Origin of the sequence: Bradyrhizobium sp. 147 (genome assembly GCF_023073935.1) — a bacterium.
Taxonomy (GTDB): Bacteria; Pseudomonadota; Alphaproteobacteria; order Rhizobiales; family Xanthobacteraceae; genus Bradyrhizobium.
In genome coordinates this window covers 229,389-253,307 of record NZ_JADPKL010000025.1, presented here as the reverse complement: position 1 = coordinate 253,307, position 23,919 = coordinate 229,389, and the positions used below count along the sequence as shown (strand labels likewise).

Genomic DNA, 23,919 nt, shown 5'->3' with positions numbered 1-23,919 from the left:
GTCGTTGCTGATCACCGACCTGCCCGTTGGTTCCCGCACCGACGTCATTGAGAAGCTCGAGTGGTATGCTTTGAGATGGAAGATCGAGGTGTTCCACAAGATCCTCAAATCAGGCTGCAAAGCTGAGGAGTCAAAGCTCAGGACCGCCCAGCGTCTGACCAATCTGATCTCGCTCTTTTGCATCCTGAGTTGGCGGGTCTTTTGGATGACGATGCTCAACCGTTCGGCTCCAGACGCGCCGCCAACCCTCGCGTTGACCGCGACTGAAATCGGCGTGCTCGATCGCCTCGTCAACGACAGACCAAAAGCAAGACGGAAAACGCTCTCGCACTATTTGATCAAAGTCGCCCGGCTCGGCGGTTATCTCGCCCGCGCCAGCGATCCGCCACCCGGCAATACCGTCGTGTGGCGCGGGCTGTCACGCCTCACCGACATCGCGCTAGGTGTCGTGGTCGGAGGAGAATTTGTGGGTAATTGAAAGCGCCGCCGGAGGGATACCCAGCCGAGCGCGACAGCTGCAAAGCTCTTAGGCCAGTAGACACATCTGGGATAGTCCGCTTAGTAGAGAATGCTTGCCACCTCGCAAAAAAGACGGATGTCAGGCCGCCTTCCTTTTCAGGGTATCGTGGCCGCGCGAGAACGAGCCTCAGTGTACCGACGGTTAGGAAAACCACCGTACTCCCTCTGAGCAGCGCAAACGTGACGTCACAAGTTGTCTGTTGTCTCTCAGGCACTTCGTTTCATTGCATCACTACGAACATTGGTAGTTCACCAGGGAGGCGATCCCAAATATTAGTTTACGGGAAACGATGGATGCCTGACATGTCTCACGGCTTCGTTGGCCGAATGCGCGAGGTGCTGGACACAAGTGCGGTACTGATCGGCGCCGATATCGACGAGCGCTATTACCACGACCTTGCAGGTAATGTGGCCGCCAAGCCGCTTGCGGTCGTCCGTCCACGGACAACGGAGCAGGTCTCCGGCTTACTTCGCCTGTGCCATCAAGAGAAAGTTCCTGTGACAACGCAGGGAGGTATGACCGGCTTGGTGCGCGGCGGATTGCCAAATACAAATGAAATTGTCCTGTCGACGGAGCGCATGAGTGCGATCGAGGAGGTGGACACGTCGGCGGGCGTAGCTGTTGCACAAGCCGGCGCTCTGCTGCAGAGGATCCAGGAGCGTGTTGAGGAGGAAGACCACATATTCCCGCTTGATCTCGGCGCACGCGGTAGCTGCACTTTCGGTGGCAACATTTCGACGAATGCCGGCGGCAATCGCGTAATTCGCTACGGCATTACCCGAGACCTTATACTCGGCCTCGAAGTAGTGACTGCCAACGGAACGGTCCTACATGGCTGCGAAAATACATCAAGAATAACACTGGGATCGACCTGAAGCAGCTCTTCGTCGGCAGTGAGGGCATTCTTGGCGTGATTACGCGAGCCGTATTGCGCATCTTTCCGGCACCTTCGGAGCGTCAAGTGTCACTTTGCGCCCTGCATTCGTTTGAGCGAGTCTCTTCATTCCTAGGAATGGCACGTCAACGTCTGGGCGGAGAACTGACGGCGTTCGAGGCCATGTGGAACGGATATTACCGCCTCACCATCGAGCGCGTGAGCGGGGTAGCCAGGCCGCTGCCAACCCATCATCCCTTTTATGTCCTGCTCGAAGCGTCCGGTAACAACGCTGAAAGAATCCGGGCCGATGTTGAGGAGCTCCTCGAGCGCGCGAAAGACGAGAACGTAGTTCTCGACGCGACGATCGCACCTTCTAAAGCATCTGCGGCAGCGATGTGGGGTATCCGCGATTCCACGCTGGAGCTTGGTCGCACCTTCCCCTATGCCTCGCGGATCGGCTTCGATGTCAGCCTTCCTATCGACCGCATGAATGCATATGTGAACGCCATTCGCACGCGCATCAAGGTAATCGACGTCCAGGCGTTCGCGATCGTCTTCGGTCATGTGGGAGATGGCAACTTGCATTTAGAAGTTCATCACGAGCACACGCCTGAGAGGCGGGAGGATTTCGAGAAGCTTGTTTATAACATTACAGGTGAGTTCGGAGGCTCGATCTCGGCCGAACACGGTATCGGCGTCCTGAAGCGACCATACCTGAAGATCAGTAGGACCCAGGAAGAAATCGAAGCAATGCGTGCGATCAAGCGCGCGCTCGATCCGAATAACATTCTGAACCCAGGACGGATCTTCACACTGTGAGACGGTGATCAGATCTGGAGCTGCTGCTCAGGTTGCAGACTATGTGATCGGTTGGAGTATAGTCTCCGGTGAATGGGAAACGATCAGTTGAATCCGCAGTATGGTCTTCGGCGGAGCTACACGCCGGGTTTTCGCGGTCGCTCGTCCCCTATATGGCTCTACCCGTGCTGCACGGCATAAGATACAACTGTCAACTTGTAGTTTGAACTGCGCCAAACACCGGAACACCAGATGATCCCAACTATTTCCTGCCACTTATTGTCCGGGCAGGTGTCTCCTTGAAGACATCAGTAACGTTTATTGATCCGTGAGTATCGCGGGGGGTGATCTAGGACTTCAATTTGCATCTGGGAAAGCGAGGTTCTCGACGCCTTTGCCGTGCCGGTGGATGGTAAAGAGCGATAGCGAACCCACAGTGCGCGTAGTGATGCTGCTTCTGTGCTGCAAAGCCAGATGTGAATAAGATCAGATGGGCGAGCATCATTGAACCGCTCCGGAATGAGCAGGAGAATTCGAGTCCTTCAATGTCCAGAACGCTAGCTGAGCTCCCTGCTATTCTCGACCTCGAACAGCTCGACCTGCATCTGTTTCGCGGCAAGAGTCTAAGCACCAGCTCGCCACGGGTGTTCGGCGGTCAGCTGATCGGGCAGGCGATGGCTGCGGTATGCCGCACGGTGAAAGACCGGGTGCCGCATTCGATGCACGGCTATTTCCTTAAGGCCGGCGATCCGCAGGTACCGATCATGTACCGGGTTGAAACCCTGCACGACGGTAAGAGCTATTCGAGCCGACGCGTCACAGCCATCCAGTGCTGTGACGCGATATCCTCCATCATGACGTCGTTTCACGCCGAAGAACAGAGCGCGCTCGATCATCAGGAGACTAAGCCAGCCCTGCCGCCGCCGAAAATACTCACGTTGGAGGAATTGGGCAATCAGCGTATGTGTGTTGAGGTGCCTGAATTCATCCGCCGCTATTATGGCATTGAATTTCTTATGGGTGAGACTGGCCGCTATTTCGGCCACAAGTTTGAGGATGGCCGCATCCATGTCTGGATAAAGACGGCCGTGAAGCTGCCGGACGATCCGATGCTGCATACATGTGCGTTGGCCTATGCCTCCCATTACTCGCTACTTGACGCGGTGACTGCGCGTTATGGTTGCAAGCCGTTCGATAGCCGGATGATACCTGCAAGCATCGATCATGCGATGTGGTTTCATCGGGCCTTCCGTGCGGACGACTGGCTACTTTATACGCATGACTCGCCGAGTGCGCAGCGTGGTCGTGGCATTGCGCGAGGACTGATCTTTAAGCCCGACGGCACACTGGTGGCACCCGTAGCCCAGGAAGGTCGATTCGAGCGCGCCGATAAGTAGAGGAAAATCGGTAAGCGGCGTGATATGTGGCATCAGCTAAGTGCCAGCAACGACGCGACAGTCCAATTCGATAGCGATGTATTACCATGCGCTCGTTGCGTCCTCAATTCTATCGAATTTGGTAGCTGTCAGAGCGGTTAAGCCAATGATTTAGTCATCTCGCGGCGTTGAGTAGGCGCGAGACTGTAGGATGAGATAGAGCTCGTAGGGAACCCAATTACTGGAAGAAAGGTGACTGAGATTTGGTTGCAGGCGATCGCCAGTTCAAGATCAGGAGCGTCAAAGATCCCGCATGTAGCGATAGCCGTCTCTGAACTCAGTCCGTAGTCTAATTTCCCAGTCAGTAAACAGTAAGCATGGCCGCGATCATGGTAAGCTCGAAGCATCAGCATGAAATTGAGTCCTCAATTGGAAGTCTTATCGGATCTGCGGGTCGTCGAAATCGGCAGCTCGGCCGGGACGAGCTATTGCGCGCGGTTGTTCGCCGATTTCGGCGCCGATGTTCAAAAGGTCGAGCCGCCGGCAGGTGATCCTCTCCGCCAAAGCGCGCCACTTACGCCCGGTGGGCAGAGCGCCTGGTTCGCATTCCTGAATTTCAATAAGTCGAGCGTTATCATTGATTCGACGGACCAAGATGCGATCACACGACTGACGGCTTTGATTGAAGATTGCGACATTGTGATCGACGGACGCGATGTTGATTCCGCTGACTGCTCAGCGATTGATATTAGTGCCATCCGGCAACGACGTTCCGACTTGATCTATCTCGAAGCCAGCTGGTTCGGCGGCGCGGGGCCATATGCGAGATTTGCCGCAACTGATTCTACGGTGCGCGCACTCACCGGTCTCGTAAAGCTGGTCGGACCGCCCGAAGGCCCGCCTTCGCATGCTCCGGATTTTCAGGCGGGTATCTTTGCCGGTCTATGGGCCTTCATCGCGGCGGCTTCCTCGGCGGTTGCGCGAATGCAGGGCGGGACAGGTAGGTCGTGGTCACTCAGCATTTTCGAAGCGACGCTCACTCCGACCGAGTACCTAATGTTCGACGCGTTTGCACGCGGTGACGTGATGCGTCGGATCGGCATTAATCGCTTTTGGCCGAACTTTCCAGTCGGAATCTATGAAACAAAAAAGGGCTGGCTCGGCGTTTCAACAGTTACTCCAAAACAGTGGCGCGAATTCTGTGAAATGCTTGGCCTCTCTGAGCTGGGCGATGATCCAGATCTAGCCTCCAACGAAGGCCGTCTGCAACATATGGATCAGATCGATGGACAGTTCATTCCGAGGCTGAAGACGCGGACAGCTCAGGAGTGGTTTGCGGAAGGACTGAAACGCAAACTCCCAGTTGTTCTGGTGCCTCAAGTGTCAGAGTTGCTGCAGGATGCAGAAAAGATGGTCAGCGGTGCAATCGTGCCCGTCCGGCTTGGCGAAGAGGAGGGAAAGACGGTCGGCTCGGTGCAGCGGCTGACATTGACACCGCCGCTTCAAGGAGGGGACGTTCCGGCAGTCGGCGAGCAACAGCCTTTCGCCGCTATGCGATCCATTGAGCCTAGCATTCCGCTAACCTCCTCGGGCGGCAACAATGCCTGCCGGCTGCCTCTGCAGGGCATTCGTGTGGTGGACTTCTCGATGGGCTGGGCAGGACCATTATGTGCGCGCACACTCGCTGATCTTGGCGCGGACGTCATCAAGATTGAAGCGATCCAATATCCGGATTGGTGGCGCGGCGTGGACAGGCCCCCTGGCTACGTTGAAGATCGGATGTATGAGAAGGCGCCGTGCTTCTGCATTATGAACCGCAACAAGCGCGGCATGACACTCGATCTCAAGCGCCCGGAGGGGCTTGCCCTTGCTAAGCGGCTCTTGACAAAAGCCGATATTGCCGTCGGCAATTATTCAGTCGACGTGTTGCCCAAGCTGGGGCTTGGCTACGACGTGCTCAGGGCCCTCAACCCTCGGCTGGTCATGATGTCGATGTCAGCCTTCGGGTCGTACAGCGTCCATCGCGATTGCCGGGCGTATGGCTCGACCCTTGAGCAGGGCTCAGGGCTTCCCAACGTGGTCGGAAGGGCGGGTGGAATTCCGGTTATGAGCCACATCGCTTTCGGTGATCCCGTTGGCGGGTTGAATGGTTGCGCTGCAGTTCTGGTTGCATTGATTCATGCCCGCAAGACCGGGCAAGGCCAATTCATTGATCTGGCGCAAGTCGAATGCATGATGCCATTCATTGCGCCATGGATCACCGTGCACTCCCTCGATGGCATGCAGCCGCCCAGATATGGAAATCGTCATCCACAGTACGTCCCGCACGGCTGTTTCCGATGTGCGGGTGAGGACAACTGGGTCATAGTAGCGGCTACCGACGCAGGCATGTGGCAGAGGCTTGCCACCATTATTGGCAGGCCGGACTGGGCCAAGGACCCGTCTCTGAACTCACCCGAAGCCCGCCGCGCCATCGAGGACGATATCGAGAGAGGCATCGAAGCCTGGACGCTCGCCCGCGATCCGGATCAGGCCATGCTTGAGTTGCAATCGGTAAGGGTGGCCGCCGGCGTCGCCCGCCTGCCAATTGATATGCTCAAGGACCCGCATCTCAGCTCGCGCGCATTTCTTCAGGAAGTGAATCGCGCCTTCGTCGGAGTGCACCCGCAGCCGTCGATGCCAATTCGTGAGAACGCGACGCCCTATCCGATCCGTACAGCGGCCCCAACTCTCGGACAACATAATGCAGAAATCCTATCAGAGCTTCTCGGGCTATCCGATTCGGAGATCGAGCAATTGGCTACGGATCACATCATTGGTACGTCGATGCTTCCCGAAGCGGAACTCCCTCATGCTGAACGCACCGCGAATTGAAAGGCCTGGCGGTGCCTGTCCATGCCGGCGAAAGATGGCCGGCAATCGCTGACATGACTCCGTCTAGAAGAGGTCCGCGAGCAGCAACATTAGCGAGGGAGCATGGCCCGACATCCGGCCCTATCGACTCCGGCATTTGAAGCATCTTCACGCAAGCGGATTTATTACCCGGTAAGTCACCGCCACTACAAGTCCTGGTAGCTTCATCGTTGTCCCGTCTCAGGTAAATGAGTTGAGAGAAATGCCGCGAGAAAGCGCAATCGCGCTGAGTTAAGGGTGCTGTTCTTCTATGCACTCGCTTGTCGGAGGAGCGACGCATGGCTGGAGCGATAAGCGAGTCACGCAAAATGCAAGCGTTGGAAGCGCTTGAATCCGGCGTTCGCATGTATTCACGTTCCTTTCCTGCCGTTTTCTGCCGGGCGTGCGGCTCAATCATGCTGACGGACGATGGCCGAAAGGTCGTCGACTTTCTCTGCGGTGCTGGAACCCTTAACTACGGTCATAACAATCGTCGGTTCAAAGCTGCCATTGCCGACTATCTGGCGTCGGATGCCGTCGTCCACGGTCTAGACATGGCCACGCCAGCGAAGCTCGAGTTCATAGAGACCTTCAACTCCGTCATTCTTAGAAGGCGGAATCTGCAATACCGCTTCCAATTCACAGGGCCAACTGGCGCAAATGCTATCGAGGCAGCAATAAAGCTCTCGCGCAAAGTCACAGGACGTCAGAACATAATCGCTTTCACCAATGGCTATCACGGCATGAGCTTGGGAGCGATCGCTGCCAGCGGTAATCGCTTTTATCGCAAAGCCAGCGGCGTCTCCTTGTCAGGCGCAACTTTCATGCCCTACGATGGTTACCTTGGGGCAGACGCTGACGCGGCCGACTATTTGCAAAAACTGTTAAGGGACGAGAGCAGTGGCGTTGATTATCCGGCGGCCATTCTTCTTGAAACGGTTCAGGGCGAGGGGGGCATAAACGTAGCTCGCAAAGAGTGGCTGCAGTCGATCCAAGCTATCGCAAAGAACGCAGGCGCGCTGCTCATAGTTGACGACATCCAGATGGGCTGTGGCCGCACAGGCGAGTTTTTTAGCTTCGAATTCGCCGACTTGTCGCCCGATATTGTTGTTTTGTCGAAATCGCTGAGTGGGTTCGGTCTGCCCTTATCCATGTTGTTGATCAAGGAGGAGTGTGACGCCTGGCAGCCGGGAGAGCACACCGGCACATTTCGAGGAAACAATCTGGCGCTGGTATCTGCAACGGCAGCGCTAGACCTCTACTGGCGGGACGACATCTTCGCACATGGTGTTCATCGAACGGGAGAACTTATGCGCCATCGGCTAGAGTCTATAGCAGCCCAGTATGGAAACGGATTCTCCGTTCGTGGGCGTGGAATGGCGTTTGGGTTTGATTGTGGAGCGCCCGAACTTGCCGCAACTACTGCACGCAAGGCATTTGAAAAAGGATTGATGGTGGAACGATGTGGACCTGTCGATCAGGTTGTTAAATTCCTGCCTGCACTCACGATCGACTCTGAAACGCTCAATGACGGGCTTGAGATATTCGAGCATTCCTTGGACGAAGCGCTGAAACAGACTAGGCCATCGTGACCAGGGCCAAAACTGCGTGCTTAACAGGTGAAAGGAATGCTATGGCGTACGAGACGATCAAATATGAGATTTCTGAGCAAATCCTCACGATTACGTTGAACCGTCCCGAGAAGCTCAATGCGTGCAACTCCGTTATGGAACGCGAAATTGTAGATGCCTTCGACCGCGCCGACGGAGACAATGACGTCCTTGCGATTATTGTGACCGGCGAAGGCCGGGGCTTCTGCGCTGGAGCTGACCTTTCGCTGGGAGCCGACACGTTCGATCGTGACGTACGGCGCGGGCCAGTGAAACGGTTGCCCGATGGAAAGGTTGATTACAGCGACCCCTCGGTCAGTGACGGCGGCGGAAAAATTGCGATGCGGATCTTCAGGTGTTTGAAGCCTGTAATCGCTGCTGTGAACGGACCTGCCGTCGGCATGGGCCTCACCATGCAGCTTGCGATGGATATTCGGATCGCGTCCGACGCCGCACGCTTCGGCTTTGTGTTCTCCCAGCGTGGCTTGGTGTCAGAAGGGGCATCTAGCTGGTTTCTGCCACGCGTCGTCGGCATCGCTCAGGCACTCGAGTGGTCTTACACCGGGCGAATATTTACAGCGAAAGAGGCGCTCGCCGGCGGCCTGATTAGCAAGATCGTGCGCGCCGATCGGCTATTGCTGACCGCGCGTGTTCTCGCCCACGAGATAGTGGACAAGACCTCGCCAGTGTCGATCACGATGATCCGGCAGCTGATGTGGCGCATGTTGGGCGCCGATGATCCTATGGAAGCTCATAAGGTCGAAAGCCGCAGCATGTACGCGCGAGGTCGCTCCGCCGACGCCAAGGAAGGCGTTGTGGCGTTCCTGGAGAAGCGGCCGGCGGTGTTTAAAGATCGAGTACCGGCCGATCTGCCGGACTTCTTTCCCTGGTGGAAGGAGCGGGAATACGAGTAAGCGAGTGTCTTTCGGTGTGCGGCCGGCGCCTCGCCGCCTGAACAAATTAGTCCGTCAACAAGAGCAGGACAGCGGTGGCCTTCCATTGGCTGCCACCCGAGAGCGCGGAATTGATCGACCTTTTAATTCAGCTGGCTCTCACGGCGCATTAACCGGAAAGCCGTTTATTCTTAGAGAAGGAAGTCTTGTAGCAGCCGCGCTTCTAGCTTCGGACTGGAGTGTTCTCACATAGCAGGATTGAGCAATTGGAAACCCTGCAACTCATGTCCCTGGCCGCCAGATGTTGGTTGTACCGGTCAATTCCCGTTCTCCGTTGTCCTCACCGGAGTTGGTAGTGGCCCGCTCCGCGGCCAACTTGTACCCTGTACTTGACGATCAGACTGTGCGGCGACTGATCAGGATGGGATAAGTTGCAGATGAAACGAGTAGTTAATCCTTTGAACGTTTCCCGCTTCCTTCGAGGATATGACGAGGCCGCCTCGCAGAAAGGCATCAAGCTTTCAATAGGATTTGATTTTCACAAGTACGTATCAATTACGAAGGCGCTTGCCACTAAAGTGCCGACATATCCGACGTTCCGCCCGGATCGCTCGCCCATTGAAAAAGGGGAGGGATATTGGATGATCGGCCTCGATAAAAACAATGAAGTGGTGCTTGTGCAGGCTGCACGGCTGTTTGATCTTTCGAACAGCAATTTTGCGGAGCATCTTGAATCCTTGAGGGTATTCTATGGCGATCCTGCGACACAGGGGCACCCTCAAGATCGTTGTAGTTGCGCGGCGCCAAGTGCAAAGAAAATCAATGGAAAAGTCGCGTACCACGGAGATTTTTGGTTGCGCAAAGATTTTCGAGGACAGGGCATGCCAGAGATCATGGCTGCAGTACTACGTGGCGTGTCGTTCTCGATGTGGGCACCTGACTTCGTCGTTGGACTTCCAGAGCGCTGGCTACTGTCTAAGGGCGTTTTGGCGCAATACGGACATTTGCATTGGGAGGCAGGCGGATCGGTGCTGCATCTGGTAGGAGAGAATATTGTAGCCGACGATCTCATTGCCTGGCTAACTGGTGACGAGTTGGAAGGTCTTGTCAATCGCGACGAGAGAAGCGAGGTGGCCTTGTGCGCGTGAAGGGGTATAAGTTGCGCTATCTGCGTGGCTCAACGTGCAGCATAGAAGGCGGAATGCGGTTTGAAAATGTCTGCGGCTGACCGTACGGCGCGATATCGGCGCCTGGCCGGACCACGATCTGGTCGTCAAGGGCCCCCTAACGAACCCGTGACTAGATGTTGCGAAAGAACGTGGAGACTCCCTGGACGATCGCAATTGGTAAGATAAGGGTGGCTTGAAGGTGAATACTAGTTCTCCGCCGGGGGGCGGCATACCAGCAAGGTTCGAATATGGTGGAACTCTCGCAAGTTGGGCAAAGATCAAAAGAGAGTTTCGCTCGCGCGCGGCGGGTGTTCCCCGATGGCACCTCACGAGTGACAATTGAGCGGAATCCGAGCCCGCTCTATATTGAGCGCGGAATAGGCAGCTATCTATACGATGTCGACGATAACCGGTTTCTCGATCTAAATGGCAATTTCACCACGCTAATTCACGGCCACGCGTTCCCGCCGGTGGTGGAAGCGCTGACGCGCCAACTTCAACTCGGCACCTGTTTCGCAAATCCCACGGAAGTTGAGATCGAACTCGCCGAATTACTTTGCCGTCGGATTCCGAGGGTTGAACGCGTTCGCTTTGTCAACACGGGTACCGAGGCCGTGATGTTTGCGATCAAGGCTGCACGTGCCTTCACCGGCCGTTCCAAGATAGCCAAGCTCGAGGGCGCGTATCATGGCGCTTACGACTGGGCCGAGGTGAGTCTCGCAGCAACTCCGGACAATTGGGGTGATCCTGCAGCCCCGAGATCGACGGCGTTCTATCGTGGGATGCCTGCGAGCGTACTGAAAGAAGTCATGGTGTTTCGTTTCAACGATGCCGAGAACGCACGCCAATTACTTTCATTTCATGGCCGAAGCCTTGCTGCAATCATTGTAGATCCGATGCCAAGCCGCGGTGGTCTAACCGCGCCAAAGCCTGAGTTCATTGCAGCGATTCAGGACGCGGCTCGTGAGAATGGGATTCTAGTGATTGCTGATGAGATTCTAAATCTCCGGCAGAGTTTTCGGGGGGCTTCTGCGTTGTATGGCCTCATTCCAGACATCATCACGATGGGCAAGATCATCGGTGGTGGTCTGCCAATTGGAGCAATCGGAGGGCGCGAAGAGGTGATGAGAGTATTCGACGCATCAGCGGGCCGGCCTCTACTTCCACAGGGCGGGACATTTTCGGCCAATCCCTTATCTATTACAGCTGGTCTTGCAGCAATGAAGCATCTAGACGATGCGGCTTTCGCAAAGCTTGACGAGCTCGGATATTTTGTTCGGGACGGGATTGCGCGAGCCATCTCAAAAGCGAGGGCGCCGCTCTGCGTCACTGGAGCCGCGTCTCTCTTTCGCATTCATCCAATGACTGTCGCCCCGAATGACAATCGCGGCGCGTGGGCATCGCCCAGCGCATCTAAGCTTATGAATGAGCTTAGCAACTTCTTCGCTGAGAACGGCGTCATCTTACCGCATGGTGGCACCGCGTCGATGTCAACACCAATGACACACGCTGATGCAGAGTTCGTTATCGACGTATTTGCCGGCTTTCTCGATAATGACCGGGCGTGCTGGATGAACTAGAGGAGCACCGGAGGCCACTGAGGAGTGCGCACCATGTTTCGACATGCGTGGCGCATTGTTGCACTGGCGTCTTTGATGCGAGCCATTCAGGCCATGAAATTGCGTGCAGCAATCGTCGCGTGTGGCGCGTGTGTTGCTGGGAAATGAGTCTCAGCAAACCTGCTGTCCCTGGCTTTGGGTAACACTGGAGTGCTGGCTCGCAGATCGCGCGCTCAGACGTCTGCTTAAATGACAAGTGACAAACCGATGCGGCCCATATCGCGTTGAAAGGGCGGGGGGCGCTACAGGGCGATAGCCCATTCCACCAGACAGGGCTAAGTCGCACACACTTGCGCTCTCGAGCGGCCCATTTGATCTAGTAGCTTCCTGAGCGGCCGGGCTATGCTAGTTGGTTTCAGCTATTGAAATCCGAGATGGCTGTTTCTCGGGGTACTGGAGAGCCCTGAATTCCGACCGGCTAAGCCGAGTGACGTCCTGTGCCTAAGCTCGGCAGCCGGCACCGCGCACCTGCAAAAGGAATGGAGAGCGACATGAGACAGCAGATCAATCCTCCTGAAGGTGCTCGTCCGAAACGACACTTTCGGAACACTGCGTATGTCATCAACAAGAGCAGGCCATTTTTTGATGCAGCTCACACCGCCGGTCTCATGGCTGTTCAAGGACGTTCTACGGCTGGACGCGCATTTGCGCTAGGCACCGGTCCACTTGATGATCGACGGGAGATCATTGATTTTGTGCGGTGCTCCTACCTAGGTCTGGACAATCATCCTATGATTGTAGCTGGCGCGATCGACGCAATAGAGGCGCATCGATCGCTGCACTGGTCTTGCGCGCGAACCCGGCTCAACTTCGATTTGCTGGCTGAGCTTGAGGCCAACCTGTCGGACATGTTCCGCGCGCGTGTGATCGCCTTTTCGACCGTCATGCTCGCAAATTTGGGCACTATGCCAATTCTTGCTTCGGGCGTGCTGACAGGAGACGCGAAGCCGGTTGTCGCGTTTGATCGTCACGCTCACCTCTCCCTCGCCTATCACAAGCCGGTGGTTGCCGATGAAACGCGAGTGGAAACCATTGCGCACAATGATATTGACGCTCTTGAATCCTTGTGCCGCAAACACCCGGTAGTCGCCTATGTTTGCGATGGTGTTTATTCGATGGGTGGAAACGCGCCCATCAAGGAGCTGCGCGAGCTCCAGGAACGTTATAACCTGTTTCTATATATTGACGATGCACACGGCATATCGATATTCGGACGCCAAGGAGAAGGATTTGCGCGCACTCAGTTCCCGGACGTTCTAGGTGATCGCACAATCATAGCGGCCTCGCTCGCCAAGGGATTCGGAGCATCCGGCGGCATGTTGATGTTGGGAACGGCCGAGCAAGAAGCTCTGTTTCGACGTTACTCTATTCCTTATGCATTCTCGGTGGCGCCAAATCTGGCAGCAGTTGGTGCGGCGCTGGGCGCGTGTAAGATCCATCGATCGCCGGAACTTGGCGAACGGCAAAGGCAGCTGGGGCAACGCATCAAGGTTTTTGATGGTCGGATCGCTACGATCGAGCAAGGCAGTTCACTTCCAATTCGAATGGTTTCAATAGGATCGGAAGCGAAGGCTGTTGCGGTGGCGCGAGAGCTGCTCGACGCGGGCTTTTACACCTCGGTGATATTCTTTCCTACCGTTGCCCAAGGAAATGCAGGCATTCGAGTGTGTCTTACAGCAGATCACGACGTTGGCGACATAGAGCGGCTGTGTGACTGCATTTTGGACAGAGTCCCGGAGGCCATGGTCGACCAAGGGGTAACGAGTGTGGCGCAATGATGATCCCTTGCCGGCAGGTCAGGGAGCTGAACTGCGGCAACAAGGTACATTTGGTGAGGCGCGCGGCGGACATGAGATTCAATTGATTGGTGGACACTACACGTCTCTCGCGCGCCAACTCTCGATCGCCAAGTCGCAAAGAAAGACGCTCGCTTCGGAGTGCCATGAACCATGGTAGCAAATAAGCTGAGAGAAGCTGATCCGGGCGTTGTACTCGTAACGGGGGGAGCGCGCGGGATCGGACTTGGGATCGTACGACGGTTCTTGGCGGATGGCTATCGAGTAGCCTTCGTGGCGACACAAGCGAAGCACGTGCAGCATGCGCTAGAAGGTTTCGGCTGCTCGGAAGATCGCATTTGTGCAGGGGTGGTCGACATCACTCAGCAACCCGAAGTAACCCAGTTTGTTGACCAGGTCCGCAAAAGCTGGGGCAAAGTCACCGTTTTAGTTAACAATGCCGGCATCTCTCCGAAACGCGTGGACCAAAACGTTCCCTGGCTCTCGCAGATGTCATCTCAGGAATGGGCAAGAGTCATCGATGTCAATCTAAGCAGCCCGTTCTTTCTCATGCAACTCTTAGCGCCATCAATGATTTCAAACGGCTATGGACGCATCATCAACGTTGGCTCTCTGGCGGGCCGCGCCGTGCCGATGATCGCTGGTCCGCATTATGCTGCATCGAAGGCGGGTTTGGTCGGGTTAACCCGCGCTGCCGCACGTGATCTCGCCCCATACGGTGTCACGGTCAATTGTATTGCCCCGGGTCGGGTTCTCAGTGATCTAACTGGGCCAGCAGAGGCCGCCGTAAACCGTGCCGCCCTCGCCCGCATTCCTGTCGGTCGTTTCGGAACGGCCGAGGAAGTCGCGTGCCTCGCTGCGTTTCTGGCGTCGCCGGGAGCAAGCTTTATTACGGGTGCGACGATCGATATCACAGGTGGCGAATTTGCCGCCTAACAGATGAGCGTCGTTGTGACGCAATAGCGGACTCATGCGCCGACTTGAGAGTGGATGGATCGCCTCGTCTACGAAGGTGCACGACTACAGTGCGTCACCTGCGCTCCGTAGTCGAATTGATGGCGCGCTGCTCTATCAGATCATGCCGAGACTTGAACTTGGAAGAAGACCGGCATGGAACACCCTGGACGAGGGTCGCGAGGCTCGTCGGAAGCCAAGCGGTTTGAAGTGGAAGGGAGAGGAATGTTCGGGTGAAGAGGGTGCGATGTTGTCGATCGGCCCACGAGCGTCTCCTGCACGTAGGGCCAAGTCGGCCGTCAAGTAAACTCAGCGGGACATCCAGGACTGGTGTCATCTTAATTTTTGATGAAGTCCGCTGTTGCGATCAGTATGCGGCGGCTGTCGAGGCAGTAGTGCGGTGTCCCAGCCCTAAGGAGGGCCCTAATGTGGCGGTAGGATCTCAAAGTGCATTCCTTAGCTCAGGATGAGCCCGCATATCCATCGGCTGTGAGTTACCAGCAGTTCGAGGTGGCAAACCCTCGAAAGCAATGCGTCGTCTTGTGTGGGAAAGGAGTTTGCTTGGGACAGTGCGCCGGCACGGTCCTTGCTGGGAGGCTGAGCATCAGCGGAAGGCGAGCAGGTGGATCCGAATATATGCATGGTCACGGTCGTGTCCCAGCTGTCATAGCTTGAAAACCCGGGGCTATCGAGCTCTCGCGAGCGGCGTGGGAGTGACGCGCACCATATCCTCAGGCTAATGAGTTCCGAAGCATAGTTGTGGCCGAAGAAAATGAAGCCCTCCAAAGAGGCGTTGTCGCAGTTGCGAGTGGTCGAAATTGGTAGCTCAGCTGCGGCAAGCTATTGTGCACGGCTGTTTGCTGATTTTGGCGCTGAGGTATGGAAGATCGAGCCACCGTCTGGCGATCCACTTCGTTCTAGCGCTCCGCTGACGCCGGGCGGCCAGAGTGCGTGGTTCGCGTTCCTGAACTTCAACAAGTCAAGTATTGTGATCAATCCTACGGATCCGGAGGCGGCCAAGCGACTCATGCTCTTGATTGAGGATTGCGATGTCCTCATCGATGGTCGCAAGATCGACCGTGCGAGCTGCCCGCCCGTAGATGTCGCCGCAATCCGGCAACGGCGGCCAGCGTTAATCTACCTCGACGTGAGCTGGTTTGGTCAGGACGGGCCCTATGCTGAATTCAGCGCGAGTGACTTGATCGTTCGCGCCCTTGCCGGCCTCATCAAGCTGGTTGGGCCGGCCGAGGGCCCACCCTTGCACGCGCCGGATTTCCAGGTCGGTATCTTGGCGGGGCTATGGGGCTTTATCGCCGCTGCCTCGGCAGTGATTGCGCGAATGCAGACTGGAGCAGGGCGGTCGTACACGGTCAGTTCTTTCGAAGCCTGCATCTCGCTCAGCGAGTATCAGCTGTTTGAAGCATTTCAGCGCGGGGAGGTGATGTATCGGATCGGCATCAATCGCTTCTGGCCAAACTATCCTATCGGCATCTATGAAACAAAAATGGGGTGGCTCGGCGTCACGACAATAACCCCGGCACAATGGCGTGCGTTCTGCGACATGCTCGGCCTTCCTCAATTGCGTGACGATCCAGCCCTGGTGCTGGGCGCCGACCGTCTGAACCATATGGAGGAGATCGAACGATTAGTGATCCCAAGGTTGAGGAGGCGGACCGCGCAGCAGTGGTTTGCCGAAGGGCTAAAGCGCAAGATCCCGATTGTACCGGTGCCAGACATAAGCGCTCTTCTCCAGGATCAAGAGAAGATTGAGCGTGGCGCGATCGTACCCATTCTGCTCGGCCAGGAAAGAGCGCTGACCGCTGGCTCGATGCAGCGGCTGGCCTTGACACCACCTCGCCGCGGCGGAAAGGTTCCGTCCCCCGGTGAGCGGCAATCTTCATCTTCCACGAATACCAGACCGAAGCTCACTAACGGAGCGTCGACATTCCGCGGCTCCGGCAGCCCGGCCGAACAGCCTTTGTTCGGAACTTGCGTCATCGACTTTTCGATGGGCTGGGCTGGCCCATTGTGTACGCGAACCCTTGCCGACCTTGGTGCGGACGTGATCAAGATCGAGGCGATCCAGTACCCCGACTGGTGGCGCGGTGTTGATCGCCGGCCGGATTACGTGAATCGTCAGATGCATGAGAAGACGCTACGTTTTTGCATGATGAATCGAAATAAGCGCGGCATCACGCTCGATCTGACCAGAGCCGACGGCCTTGCGCTTGCTAAGCGGCTGATAGAGAGCGCCGACGTTGTTGTCGACAACTATTCGGTTGATGTGCTGCCAAGGCTTGGGCTTGGCTACGAAGTGTTGAAAAGGCTCAACCCGCGCCTGGTGGTGATGTCAATGTCAGCCTTCGGCAAGAACAGCGTTCTTCGCGATTGCCGAGCATATGGCTCGACGCTGGAGCAGGCTTCCGGGCTGCCCAGCGTGGTTGGAACAGTCAACGGGCCACCGGTGATGAGCCATGTTGCGTTCGGGGATGCGATAGGGGGTCTGAACGGTTGCGCTGCACTTCTCGTTGCACTGATCCACGCCCGCGAGACTGGGGAGGGGCAGTTTGTTGATCTCGCACAGGTCGAATGCATGATGCCGCTTGCTGCTCCATGGATCATTATCCAATCACTTTGCGGTACGTCCAGAAGGTACGGCAACCGGCACCCTCAGTTTGTGCCGCACGGCTGCTTCCGCTGCGCCGGAGATGACAGCTGGATCGCGATAGCTGCCACCGACGCCGGTATGTGGCAGAGACTTGCGAGCGTGATCGGCCGACCAGATTGGGCTGCTGACTCCTCACTCAAGCTTGCGGACCGCCGCCGTGCGATGGAGGAGACAATCGAGAGCGCCATCGAAGCCTGGACATGCACGCTTGATGTAGATCATGCGATGTTCTTGCTGCAGGCAGCACGCATCGCAGCCGGCGTGGTCCGCCTGCCCGTCGACTTATTGAAAGATTCGCAACTAAGATCTCGTTCCTTCTTTCAGCACGTTGAACGCGCTTTCATCGGTGGGCACCCGCAGTCGTCGATCCCAATTCGTGAAGGCGCACGGCCCTATTCGATCCGCCGAGCAGCCCCGACGCTGGGAGAGCATAACAGGGAAATTGTGGCCGGGCTTTTGGGGCTCTGCGACGCAGAAATTTCGAAACTCGAAGGGAAGGGCATCATCGGAACGCAAATGCTCTCCGATGTGGAGCTGAGACAAAGACGGCGCTCTGAAGAAGCTCCGACGACATAGCGTTGCGTTTACATGCGGCCTGTTTAAGGACCCCATAAACCCATGCGCACGCGGGGAATTTTCCAGCTAAATGTGAGGCCGGAACGTGCGATAGCGCAGTTGCGCTTGCGTTTGATTCTTGTTCGCAAGTTGGTGCGCCAAGTACTTAACTTGGGGCGAAGCGCTGCCCGCTTGTTGAAGGAGTCTCACCTTACTTGAGGAGCCGCCTCGGTTCGGCGGCGGTCTCCTGACCGGATGATAAGGTAGCCTGCAAAGACGATAGGCCGCTATGCATCAGCTACTGCGTCGATCAGGCGCTCTTCGTAAGAGGCCGAGACAAATGAGGTCGAGCGGTGGAAGTCGGCCGCTATTTGCGAAAACTGCACAGACCGAATGAACAGTGGCGCTCAAGTCAACTACTAGTCTCGCTGTTGATGCGAATGTGTGGTCGTGGCACCTATACTTTCGACATCAGCGGCAACAGAGCGAACCGCTGGAAACGGGCTTTGTTCGCGAAGGCCTAGGGTGAAAGAAGAGCGCTTGTACAGCAGCAACCCTCAATCTGTACCGCCGCTGCCTTTCTTCCGCTGCTTTGTTCGCTTGTGAGGTTCTGAAAAAACCGTGGTGCGGCGGTTAGACCTTGGAATGTGGGTTTTCGGCCGATTGGCCGGTGACTCTAACATGAGACACTTGAGAAGGGGAGTACGGCATGGCGCGAAATGGTGAGATGGCGCTCGGATTATACGTCTTGCAGGCGGGATATATCGAGGGAGCGTGGCGCGATCCAAGCGTGCCGGAGACTGGCGGGGTAGATATCGAGCATTATGCACGCCTTACGGCTCTTGCCGAAGGCGCGGCATTTCATTTCGTGTTTCTTCCGGACAGCCCAAGTGTCGTCGAGCGAGATCATGCAGACATAGCGCGTGCAGGCCGAAACGATACGTTTGAGCCGATCACGCTGTTGTCGGCTCTTTCATCACAAGCAAAAGATATCGGCTTTGTTGCAACAGCGACCACGACGTATCACCAGCCTTATCATCTCGCACGTATGATCGCTTCGCTTGACCACCTCTCGCACGGACGTGCCGCTTGGAATATCGTGACTTCCGGAAATAAGTTCGAGGGTGCAAACTTTGGTGATGAGGAAATTCCAGAGCATGACGCGCGCTATGAGCGGGCCAGAGAGTTCGTAGGCGTCATGAAGGGGCTTTGGGACACTTGGGAAGATGACGCCTTCGTTCGTGACAAGCAAAGCGGAATCTTCGCCAACACGGCCAAACTGCACTTCCTCAATCACCGCGGAACCTATTTCTCGGTCAGAGGCCCGCTGAATATCGCGCGGCCCCCCCAAGGCTATCCTGTACTGGTTCAGGCTGGCTCATCTGAGGCCGGAGTCAAATTTGCTTCAGAATTTGCTGAAGTCGTCTTCACGGCACAGCCATTGCTTGAAAGCGGCAAGCGGTACTATACAGATCTGAAGGAGAAGGCTCGCGGGCTGGGGCGCGCAGACGATCAGGTGTTGGTCATGCCTGGCATTGTCCCGATTGTTGGCAGGACCAGGCAGGAGGCCTCCGATAAGCTTAAGAAACTGCAGTCCTATACAGATCTAGACGTCCTGATGGAGACGGCAGATCGGTGGCTGGGGTTCGTCACCGACCTGCGTGCCATCAATTTGGACTCGTTAGTTCCAGCCACTTTGCCCGAGACGAATTTCATTCAGAGCCGCCAGAAGGTGCTCCTCGAGGTAGCTGCACGCCAAGGAATGACCTGGAGACAGCTGATCCGCTTGATATCGGATTCGCGCGGACATCTCATGGCGGTAGGGACGCCTAATGAGATAGCCGACATCATGATCAATACGTTCGATCAATATGCGGCCGATGGATTCAACCTTATTCCCCCCGTCGTTCCGAGCGGGCTCAAGGATTTCGTGGAGCTCGTCGTTCCCGAATTGCGCCGCCGCGGTAAGTTTAGGTCGAAAAGCTCCGGGCAGACTCTTAGAGAAAACCTCGGCCTCAAGCGGCCACACAATCAGTTTACGCGAGCAGCGTAAGCCATGCTTCTGGCTACTTGGAGCAGAGCGCGCTAAGCGCAGTTTAAGCGAAACCGTGCTGATGCGGCATAGCTGAAGCCTCAGGTTCGGAATCTCCGCCGCGGGTTCGAAGCGGGCACGTGAGCCAGCTCCGGCTCGTCTGCGCCCGTGGTTAGCTACAAGCATGGCCTTCCGAAATAGTTACTTCCTATTCCGGCACCGGCGGGCCGGCTTGCGTCCCCTAGACATCGGCTTCGGGGGCATCGCACCGTTAGCAGGCTCTGCGAACAATTCGGACAAGTGAATACCCAAAGTCGCGGCGAGGTCCAAAAGATCAATGGTCGGGTTCTCTTTCTTCTGCTCAATGCGCCCCATATATGAGCGGTCGATCCCAGCATCATAGGCCAATTGGTCTTGCGGAATGCCGCGCTCTACGCGGATCCGGCGCACATTCCAGGCCACAAGCGCACGAGCGTTCATGCGCAAAGGCAGTCATTCTGACGGCTATGAAGCCACCGGTTATAGCCACGCTATTCCGGTACGCTCACACTCATGCCGTTTGCTCTTCTGACATGGTTGCTTCTAGGGAGCGGGCCACGGTCAGACGTGAGATGTCATGGAGTTTGTCATTTTCGAATGTCATCAACCCATCACAGGCGCGCTCACCGTGCGACAGCTCGCTTCTGGCGGGAGAGGAAATTGTCCCCAAAGGGAACGCGGCTTGTTTCGGGCGGCGCGATTAAATGGAGCGGGGATCAGCTAGAGCTCGAAAAGTGAACGAATTCATTCCGCTTGGCTGACTTTAAGCCGCGATCTTCACCAGGGCTCGGGAATACGAGGGGCGTCCATTCCGATTCGGAAGGGTGAAGAGCAAGGACGGCCTAAGCTGTGTGGCAAATCTGCGGCCAGTGGCGGTGTGGACTGCGAATAAAGATCCAGCGCTGACCAAAGAACAAATGCCGAGAATGGAGCAACGAGGTCATTGTGAGTCGATATGCAGTCGCAGTTACAACGTTAGGGGAAAAATAGCTTGGGGCCGCGACGATCGAGCAATCCAAAATGGCCCCGAGTCCGTTATCATTGCTCCGATTTCAATAGAGTTTTCAACTTGGTAGGAGCTTCAGGGAGTGCCGGCCGATCCGAAGATAGCAGAGTTGGCGCCTAGCGCGCACGAGCTCACGTCATACGACACGGAGCACGCTATCACCTATATGCGACTTCTCGATGCCGACGCTGACAAGGCAGATTGGCGCGAAATCGCGCGCATTGTGCTGGGACTTGACACAGCCCTTGACCGCGCGCGACGCACCTTCGAAAGTCATTTGGCTCGGGCCAAGTGGCTAGCGAGCCACGGCTGTCGTGATCTGCTCCGAGGTGGTTGGCCCAAAGAATGAACAGGGCGGGTAGCAGGATCAATAGTATTCCAACAATCGCAAAAGATGATCTTACCATCGATTAAGTGCATGCAAAGCGGGCGCACGGTACGCGTGCAGCCGTAAAGCGCCACAATCATCGGCTGCACTTCGCCGCGTGTGAAGATCATGCGGGAAACGGAGAGATGCCGAATACTGATTGGAGATCTGAGGAGGCATATAGCGGCCTCAAGAGCGCAGAAGCGCCCGACCTGGCCTGGGAGTGGCTGCGCCGAGATCGCGACTACCAAGAGGATTATAGGCGGTTATCTCGCCGCGAACGTTCAAGCGCAGCGGCGGGCCAGTTCCGCCGGAAGTGGGGGCTCTCGTTTTCCAGCTGATCCGCAAGAGGCTTTCAACAAGCAAGCAGTCTTCTGGGCGCCCGAGGTGCTGTCGACCGTACTGCCCGTGCGGGCGGCCAACCGTATGGCGCCTAAGAGCTATCAGCTGGACGTCGCCAATCTGCCGGGCAGCGAGGTGCGTCGCGCGCCGGACGGATGGCATGCAATCGTGCCGCTCGGCGGCGCGAACCATCGCCTTTTGCTGAGCAAGCTTCCCGTGGGCGGGTCTGCTGTCATCCTCGATCTGCCGCTCGATGCGAATTTAGAGCTTCGCTTGCAGGCCGCAGGCCGATTTTATCTCGCGCTTGAGCATCGGCCGCTCGGCACGCCTCCTCTTGCTTTGCCGGCTTTGAAGCAGCGGCGGCTGATCCTGGCGCTGCGCGCACTGGATGGATGGCAGGAAGGAAATAGCTATCGCCAAATCGCGCAACGCCTGTTTGGAAGCCATCGTATTGCTGAGCGGGGCTGGAAAACAGACGATTTGCGCAGACGAACCATTCGACTTGTTAAACTGGGGCGGCGCCTCATGCGCCTTCGCTGCCGCGCATTCCTCCACAAGCAAAGACGCAGGAACGACAGTTCATGAGCTCTTGGGCGATCAATGGCACACCTCCGTTCTGTGCAGCCAATTCTTCTGGCATGGCACAATCGCGGATAGGATGAGATCTTTGCGTGCCAATCGATCGCGCTGGCGTCTGGATAGCTGCCACCGACAGGCGCTATCTTCGAAGGGTTCGACGACTCTGCTCGGAAGGTTTTCTCGAGTTGAGCGCTCTCGACTTGAATAGGGGGCGCCTGCTAGGGGTCAGGCTGCCTGCGCAAGTGCAACCTTTTTGCAAAGACGAGCCACCCATCGGCAAAAAGAGCGAGCGATCTCGGGATGCTCGCTTCGATCCACAGCATAGGCGCTATATTGCATGCCACTTGGAGCGCGTGAGCCGGGGATGACTTGCAAAGCGCCCCCTCGTACCAGATCACCGACGATGATTTCCGATGCGACAAGGAGGCATTTTCCTGTCATGACCGCCGGCAGAGCAAGATAGTTGTGATCATAGCGCGCGCCCGCTCGTATGTCGTTTGAGGACAGGTTCATGGCCCTCAGCCATGTGGGCAGGATGTCGGGGCGTGATGTGATGTTCAGTATCGGGGTTGAGCGAACGATGGAGATGGAGAGCTCTCTGCCCGCGCCTAGATTTGGTGGCCCAACGCGTATCCTCATTGTAGATCTCCCAACTGTCGGCGGGTTCGATGACGGACAGGTCGCGTGTAACCAAAATATCCAAAATCATCTGAAGATGTCGGCGGCGAGAGCGAGCTCACGACGTCCACGATGACGCCGCCCGCTTCAGAAGAGAACGCTTGCAGATTTGGAATCAGAATAGAGAAAGCAAAAGCCGATAGTGATGTGCGAACGACAATCCGATTAGTGCCTGCGGCCGCTCGCCGCCGCATTCTCTTGGCGGTGAAGCCGACTGTCTCGAGCGGTTCAGAGACTGCGTTAGCGAATAACCTTCCGAACTCGGTCAAATCACTGCGCCGCCCACGCCGCTCAATGAGATCCGCACCAAGATAGTCCCGCAGGAAGGACAAATAGCGGCTGACCGAGCTCTGCGTCGTTCCCGGGCTGGCGGCGGCGCGCGTGACGCTGCCTTCGCGTGCGACGGTCACAAAAGCGCGGATGGCATTTAAAGGAACTTCATCGTCTTGAGCCGCCATTGTCTGCTCCGGCGCCAGAATGAACATCCATCACATTATTCGATGTCAACAGCGGGATTGCCGCATATCAAGGGCCGGCTGCGCACAAAATCGGCGTGGGAGCATTAATACTTGGTCACCGCACAAGATCGGCGTCAGCGGCTCGGTGCTGTCAGGGCGGCTAGGTCCTTTTGTGGCGTGTCGGCTTCGGCTTGCGACCTTTAGGTAAGGTCGCGGGTGGCGGCGCACCCTTGGATGGCCGAACAAAGAGCTCGGAGACAGCAACGTCGAGAGTCTCGGCAAGGCGATCGAGAAGATCGATTGTCCGGTTTGCCTGTTGGCGCTCGAGACCGCTCATATAGGAGCGATCAACACCTGCATCATAGGCCAATTGCTCTTGCGAATACCGCGCTGGACGCGGATCCGGCGTACATTGTAAGCCACAAGCGCACGAGCTCTCATGCGCGAAAGCAGCCATTTCGATGGTCATCAAACCAGGCTATAACCTACATAAAATGGTCAAGAAATTGGGGGGGCGATCGAATTATTCGATGAGTGTCACCGAATCATGCCTCGACGCTACTGGGCAGCCCGCATAGGCGCTGGTATGTCGCCCCTATCAATTGCGGCGGCGCAGGTTTGCTGCGCTGACCGGAGCTCAGCCGTTCCGCTGGCTCGGCAGCCGTTCGATTCCGCTGCCCCACTTGCGCGA

Annotated in this window: 15 protein-coding genes and 3 pseudogenes; 15 read left to right on the top strand and 3 right to left on the bottom strand. The window is 56.6% G+C overall.

Annotation, left to right across the window (positions count from 1 at the left end):
* The 13 genes and pseudogenes from IVA87_RS07960 to IVA87_RS07900 form a co-directional block, all read left to right on the top strand.
* Positions 1 to 478 (top strand): annotated as a pseudogene (locus IVA87_RS07960) (IS4 family transposase); the annotation flags it as partial.
* A gap of 335 nt (positions 479 to 813) precedes the next feature.
* Entirely contained in the window at positions 814 to 1,395 is a 582-nt protein-coding gene (locus tag IVA87_RS07955; protein ID WP_247333272.1) for an FAD-binding oxidoreductase, read from the top strand.
* Between the two features lie 53 nt (positions 1,396 to 1,448).
* Complete coding sequence (locus IVA87_RS07950) at positions 1,449 to 2,216, top strand: FAD-linked oxidase C-terminal domain-containing protein (protein ID WP_247333271.1); 768 nt, start codon at positions 1,449 to 1,451, stop codon at positions 2,214 to 2,216.
* Positions 2,217 to 2,740: 524 nt separating this feature from the next.
* Positions 2,741 to 3,592, top strand: a complete 852-nt coding sequence (locus tag IVA87_RS07945) for an acyl-CoA thioesterase II (RefSeq protein WP_247333270.1) — start codon at positions 2,741 to 2,743, stop codon at positions 3,590 to 3,592.
* A gap of 390 nt (positions 3,593 to 3,982) precedes the next feature.
* Positions 3,983 to 6,445: a CoA transferase gene (locus IVA87_RS07940; protein ID WP_247333269.1), complete on the top strand. Its 2,463-nt coding sequence runs from the start codon at positions 3,983 to 3,985 to the stop codon at positions 6,443 to 6,445.
* A 347-nt stretch (positions 6,446 to 6,792) separates the two neighbouring features.
* Positions 6,793 to 8,055: a diaminobutyrate--2-oxoglutarate transaminase gene (gene ectB, locus IVA87_RS07935; RefSeq protein ID WP_247333286.1), complete on the top strand. Its 1,263-nt coding sequence runs from the start codon at positions 6,793 to 6,795 to the stop codon at positions 8,053 to 8,055.
* 41 nt (positions 8,056 to 8,096) lie between these two features.
* Positions 8,097 to 8,987, top strand: coding sequence for a crotonase/enoyl-CoA hydratase family protein (locus IVA87_RS07930; protein ID WP_247333267.1), 891 nt, complete (start codon positions 8,097 to 8,099; stop codon positions 8,985 to 8,987).
* 416 nt (positions 8,988 to 9,403) lie between these two features.
* Entirely contained in the window at positions 9,404 to 10,114 is a 711-nt protein-coding gene (locus IVA87_RS07925; protein ID WP_247333266.1) for a hypothetical protein, read from the top strand.
* A gap of 269 nt (positions 10,115 to 10,383) precedes the next feature.
* Positions 10,384 to 11,715 carry an aspartate aminotransferase family protein gene (locus tag IVA87_RS07920; RefSeq protein WP_247333265.1) on the top strand — a complete coding sequence of 444 codons (1,332 nt, stop codon included), beginning with the start codon at positions 10,384 to 10,386 and terminating at the stop codon, positions 11,713 to 11,715.
* Between the two features lie 530 nt (positions 11,716 to 12,245).
* Complete coding sequence (locus tag IVA87_RS07915; RefSeq protein ID WP_247333264.1) at positions 12,246 to 13,532, top strand: aminotransferase class I/II-fold pyridoxal phosphate-dependent enzyme; 1,287 nt, start codon at positions 12,246 to 12,248, stop codon at positions 13,530 to 13,532.
* Between the two features lie 171 nt (positions 13,533 to 13,703).
* Positions 13,704 to 14,486, top strand: a complete 783-nt coding sequence (locus IVA87_RS07910; RefSeq protein ID WP_247333263.1) for an SDR family NAD(P)-dependent oxidoreductase — start codon at positions 13,704 to 13,706, stop codon at positions 14,484 to 14,486.
* A gap of 790 nt (positions 14,487 to 15,276) precedes the next feature.
* On the top strand, positions 15,277 to 17,748 hold the full coding sequence (locus tag IVA87_RS07905) for a CoA transferase (protein WP_247333262.1): 2,472 nt from the start codon (positions 15,277 to 15,279) through the stop codon (positions 17,746 to 17,748).
* A 688-nt stretch (positions 17,749 to 18,436) separates the two neighbouring features.
* A complete protein-coding gene (locus IVA87_RS07900) occupies positions 18,437 to 19,780 on the top strand; it encodes an LLM class flavin-dependent oxidoreductase (protein WP_247333261.1) in 1,344 nt (447 codons plus the stop codon).
* 180 nt (positions 19,781 to 19,960) lie between these two features.
* On the opposite strand, the gene IVA87_RS07895 is transcribed toward IVA87_RS07900, so the two are convergent.
* Positions 19,961 to 20,239: a helix-turn-helix transcriptional regulator gene (locus tag IVA87_RS07895; RefSeq protein WP_247333260.1), complete on the bottom strand. Its 279-nt coding sequence runs from the start codon at positions 20,237 to 20,239 to the stop codon at positions 19,961 to 19,963.
* A gap of 647 nt (positions 20,240 to 20,886) precedes the next feature.
* Between IVA87_RS07895 and IVA87_RS07890 the strand changes: the two genes are divergently transcribed.
* Together IVA87_RS07890 and IVA87_RS07885 are read left to right on the top strand one after the other, a co-directional pair.
* Positions 20,887 to 21,153, top strand: a complete 267-nt coding sequence (locus IVA87_RS07890; protein WP_247333259.1) for a DUF2285 domain-containing protein — start codon at positions 20,887 to 20,889, stop codon at positions 21,151 to 21,153.
* Positions 21,154 to 21,558: 405 nt separating this feature from the next.
* Positions 21,559 to 22,098, top strand: coding sequence for a DUF2285 domain-containing protein (locus IVA87_RS07885; RefSeq protein ID WP_247333256.1), 540 nt, complete (start codon positions 21,559 to 21,561; stop codon positions 22,096 to 22,098).
* A 219-nt stretch (positions 22,099 to 22,317) separates the two neighbouring features.
* Here IVA87_RS07885 and IVA87_RS07880 read toward each other — a convergent pair.
* Together IVA87_RS07880 and IVA87_RS07875 are read right to left on the bottom strand one after the other, a co-directional pair.
* Positions 22,318 to 23,255 (bottom strand): annotated as a pseudogene (locus IVA87_RS07880) (LysR family transcriptional regulator).
* Between the two features lie 133 nt (positions 23,256 to 23,388).
* A pseudogene (locus IVA87_RS07875) lies at positions 23,389 to 23,669 on the bottom strand (helix-turn-helix transcriptional regulator).
* Between the last annotated feature and the right edge of the window lie 250 nt (positions 23,670 to 23,919).

Coding starts and splice junctions, on each gene's coding strand:
- IVA87_RS07940 (WP_247333269.1), top strand. CDS start 3,983: ATGAAATTGAGTCCTCAATTGGAAGTCTTATCGGATCTGCGGGTCGTC.
- IVA87_RS07945 (WP_247333270.1), top strand. CDS start 2,741: ATGTCCAGAACGCTAGCTGAGCTCCCTGCTATTCTCGACCTCGAACAG.
- IVA87_RS07915 (WP_247333264.1), top strand. CDS start 12,246: ATGAGACAGCAGATCAATCCTCCTGAAGGTGCTCGTCCGAAACGACAC.
- IVA87_RS07930 (WP_247333267.1), top strand. CDS start 8,097: ATGGCGTACGAGACGATCAAATATGAGATTTCTGAGCAAATCCTCACG.
- IVA87_RS07955 (WP_247333272.1), top strand. CDS start 814: ATGCCTGACATGTCTCACGGCTTCGTTGGCCGAATGCGCGAGGTGCTG.
- IVA87_RS07920 (WP_247333265.1), top strand. CDS start 10,384: ATGGTGGAACTCTCGCAAGTTGGGCAAAGATCAAAAGAGAGTTTCGCT.
- IVA87_RS07895 (WP_247333260.1), bottom strand. CDS start 20,239: ATGAACGCTCGTGCGCTTGTGGCCTGGAATGTGCGCCGGATCCGCGTA.
- IVA87_RS07925 (WP_247333266.1), top strand. CDS start 9,404: ATGAAACGAGTAGTTAATCCTTTGAACGTTTCCCGCTTCCTTCGAGGA.
- IVA87_RS07905 (WP_247333262.1), top strand. CDS start 15,277: ATGAAGCCCTCCAAAGAGGCGTTGTCGCAGTTGCGAGTGGTCGAAATT.
- ectB (WP_247333286.1), top strand. CDS start 6,793: ATGCAAGCGTTGGAAGCGCTTGAATCCGGCGTTCGCATGTATTCACGT.
- IVA87_RS07910 (WP_247333263.1), top strand. CDS start 13,704: ATGGTAGCAAATAAGCTGAGAGAAGCTGATCCGGGCGTTGTACTCGTA.
- IVA87_RS07900 (WP_247333261.1), top strand. CDS start 18,437: ATGGCGCGAAATGGTGAGATGGCGCTCGGATTATACGTCTTGCAGGCG.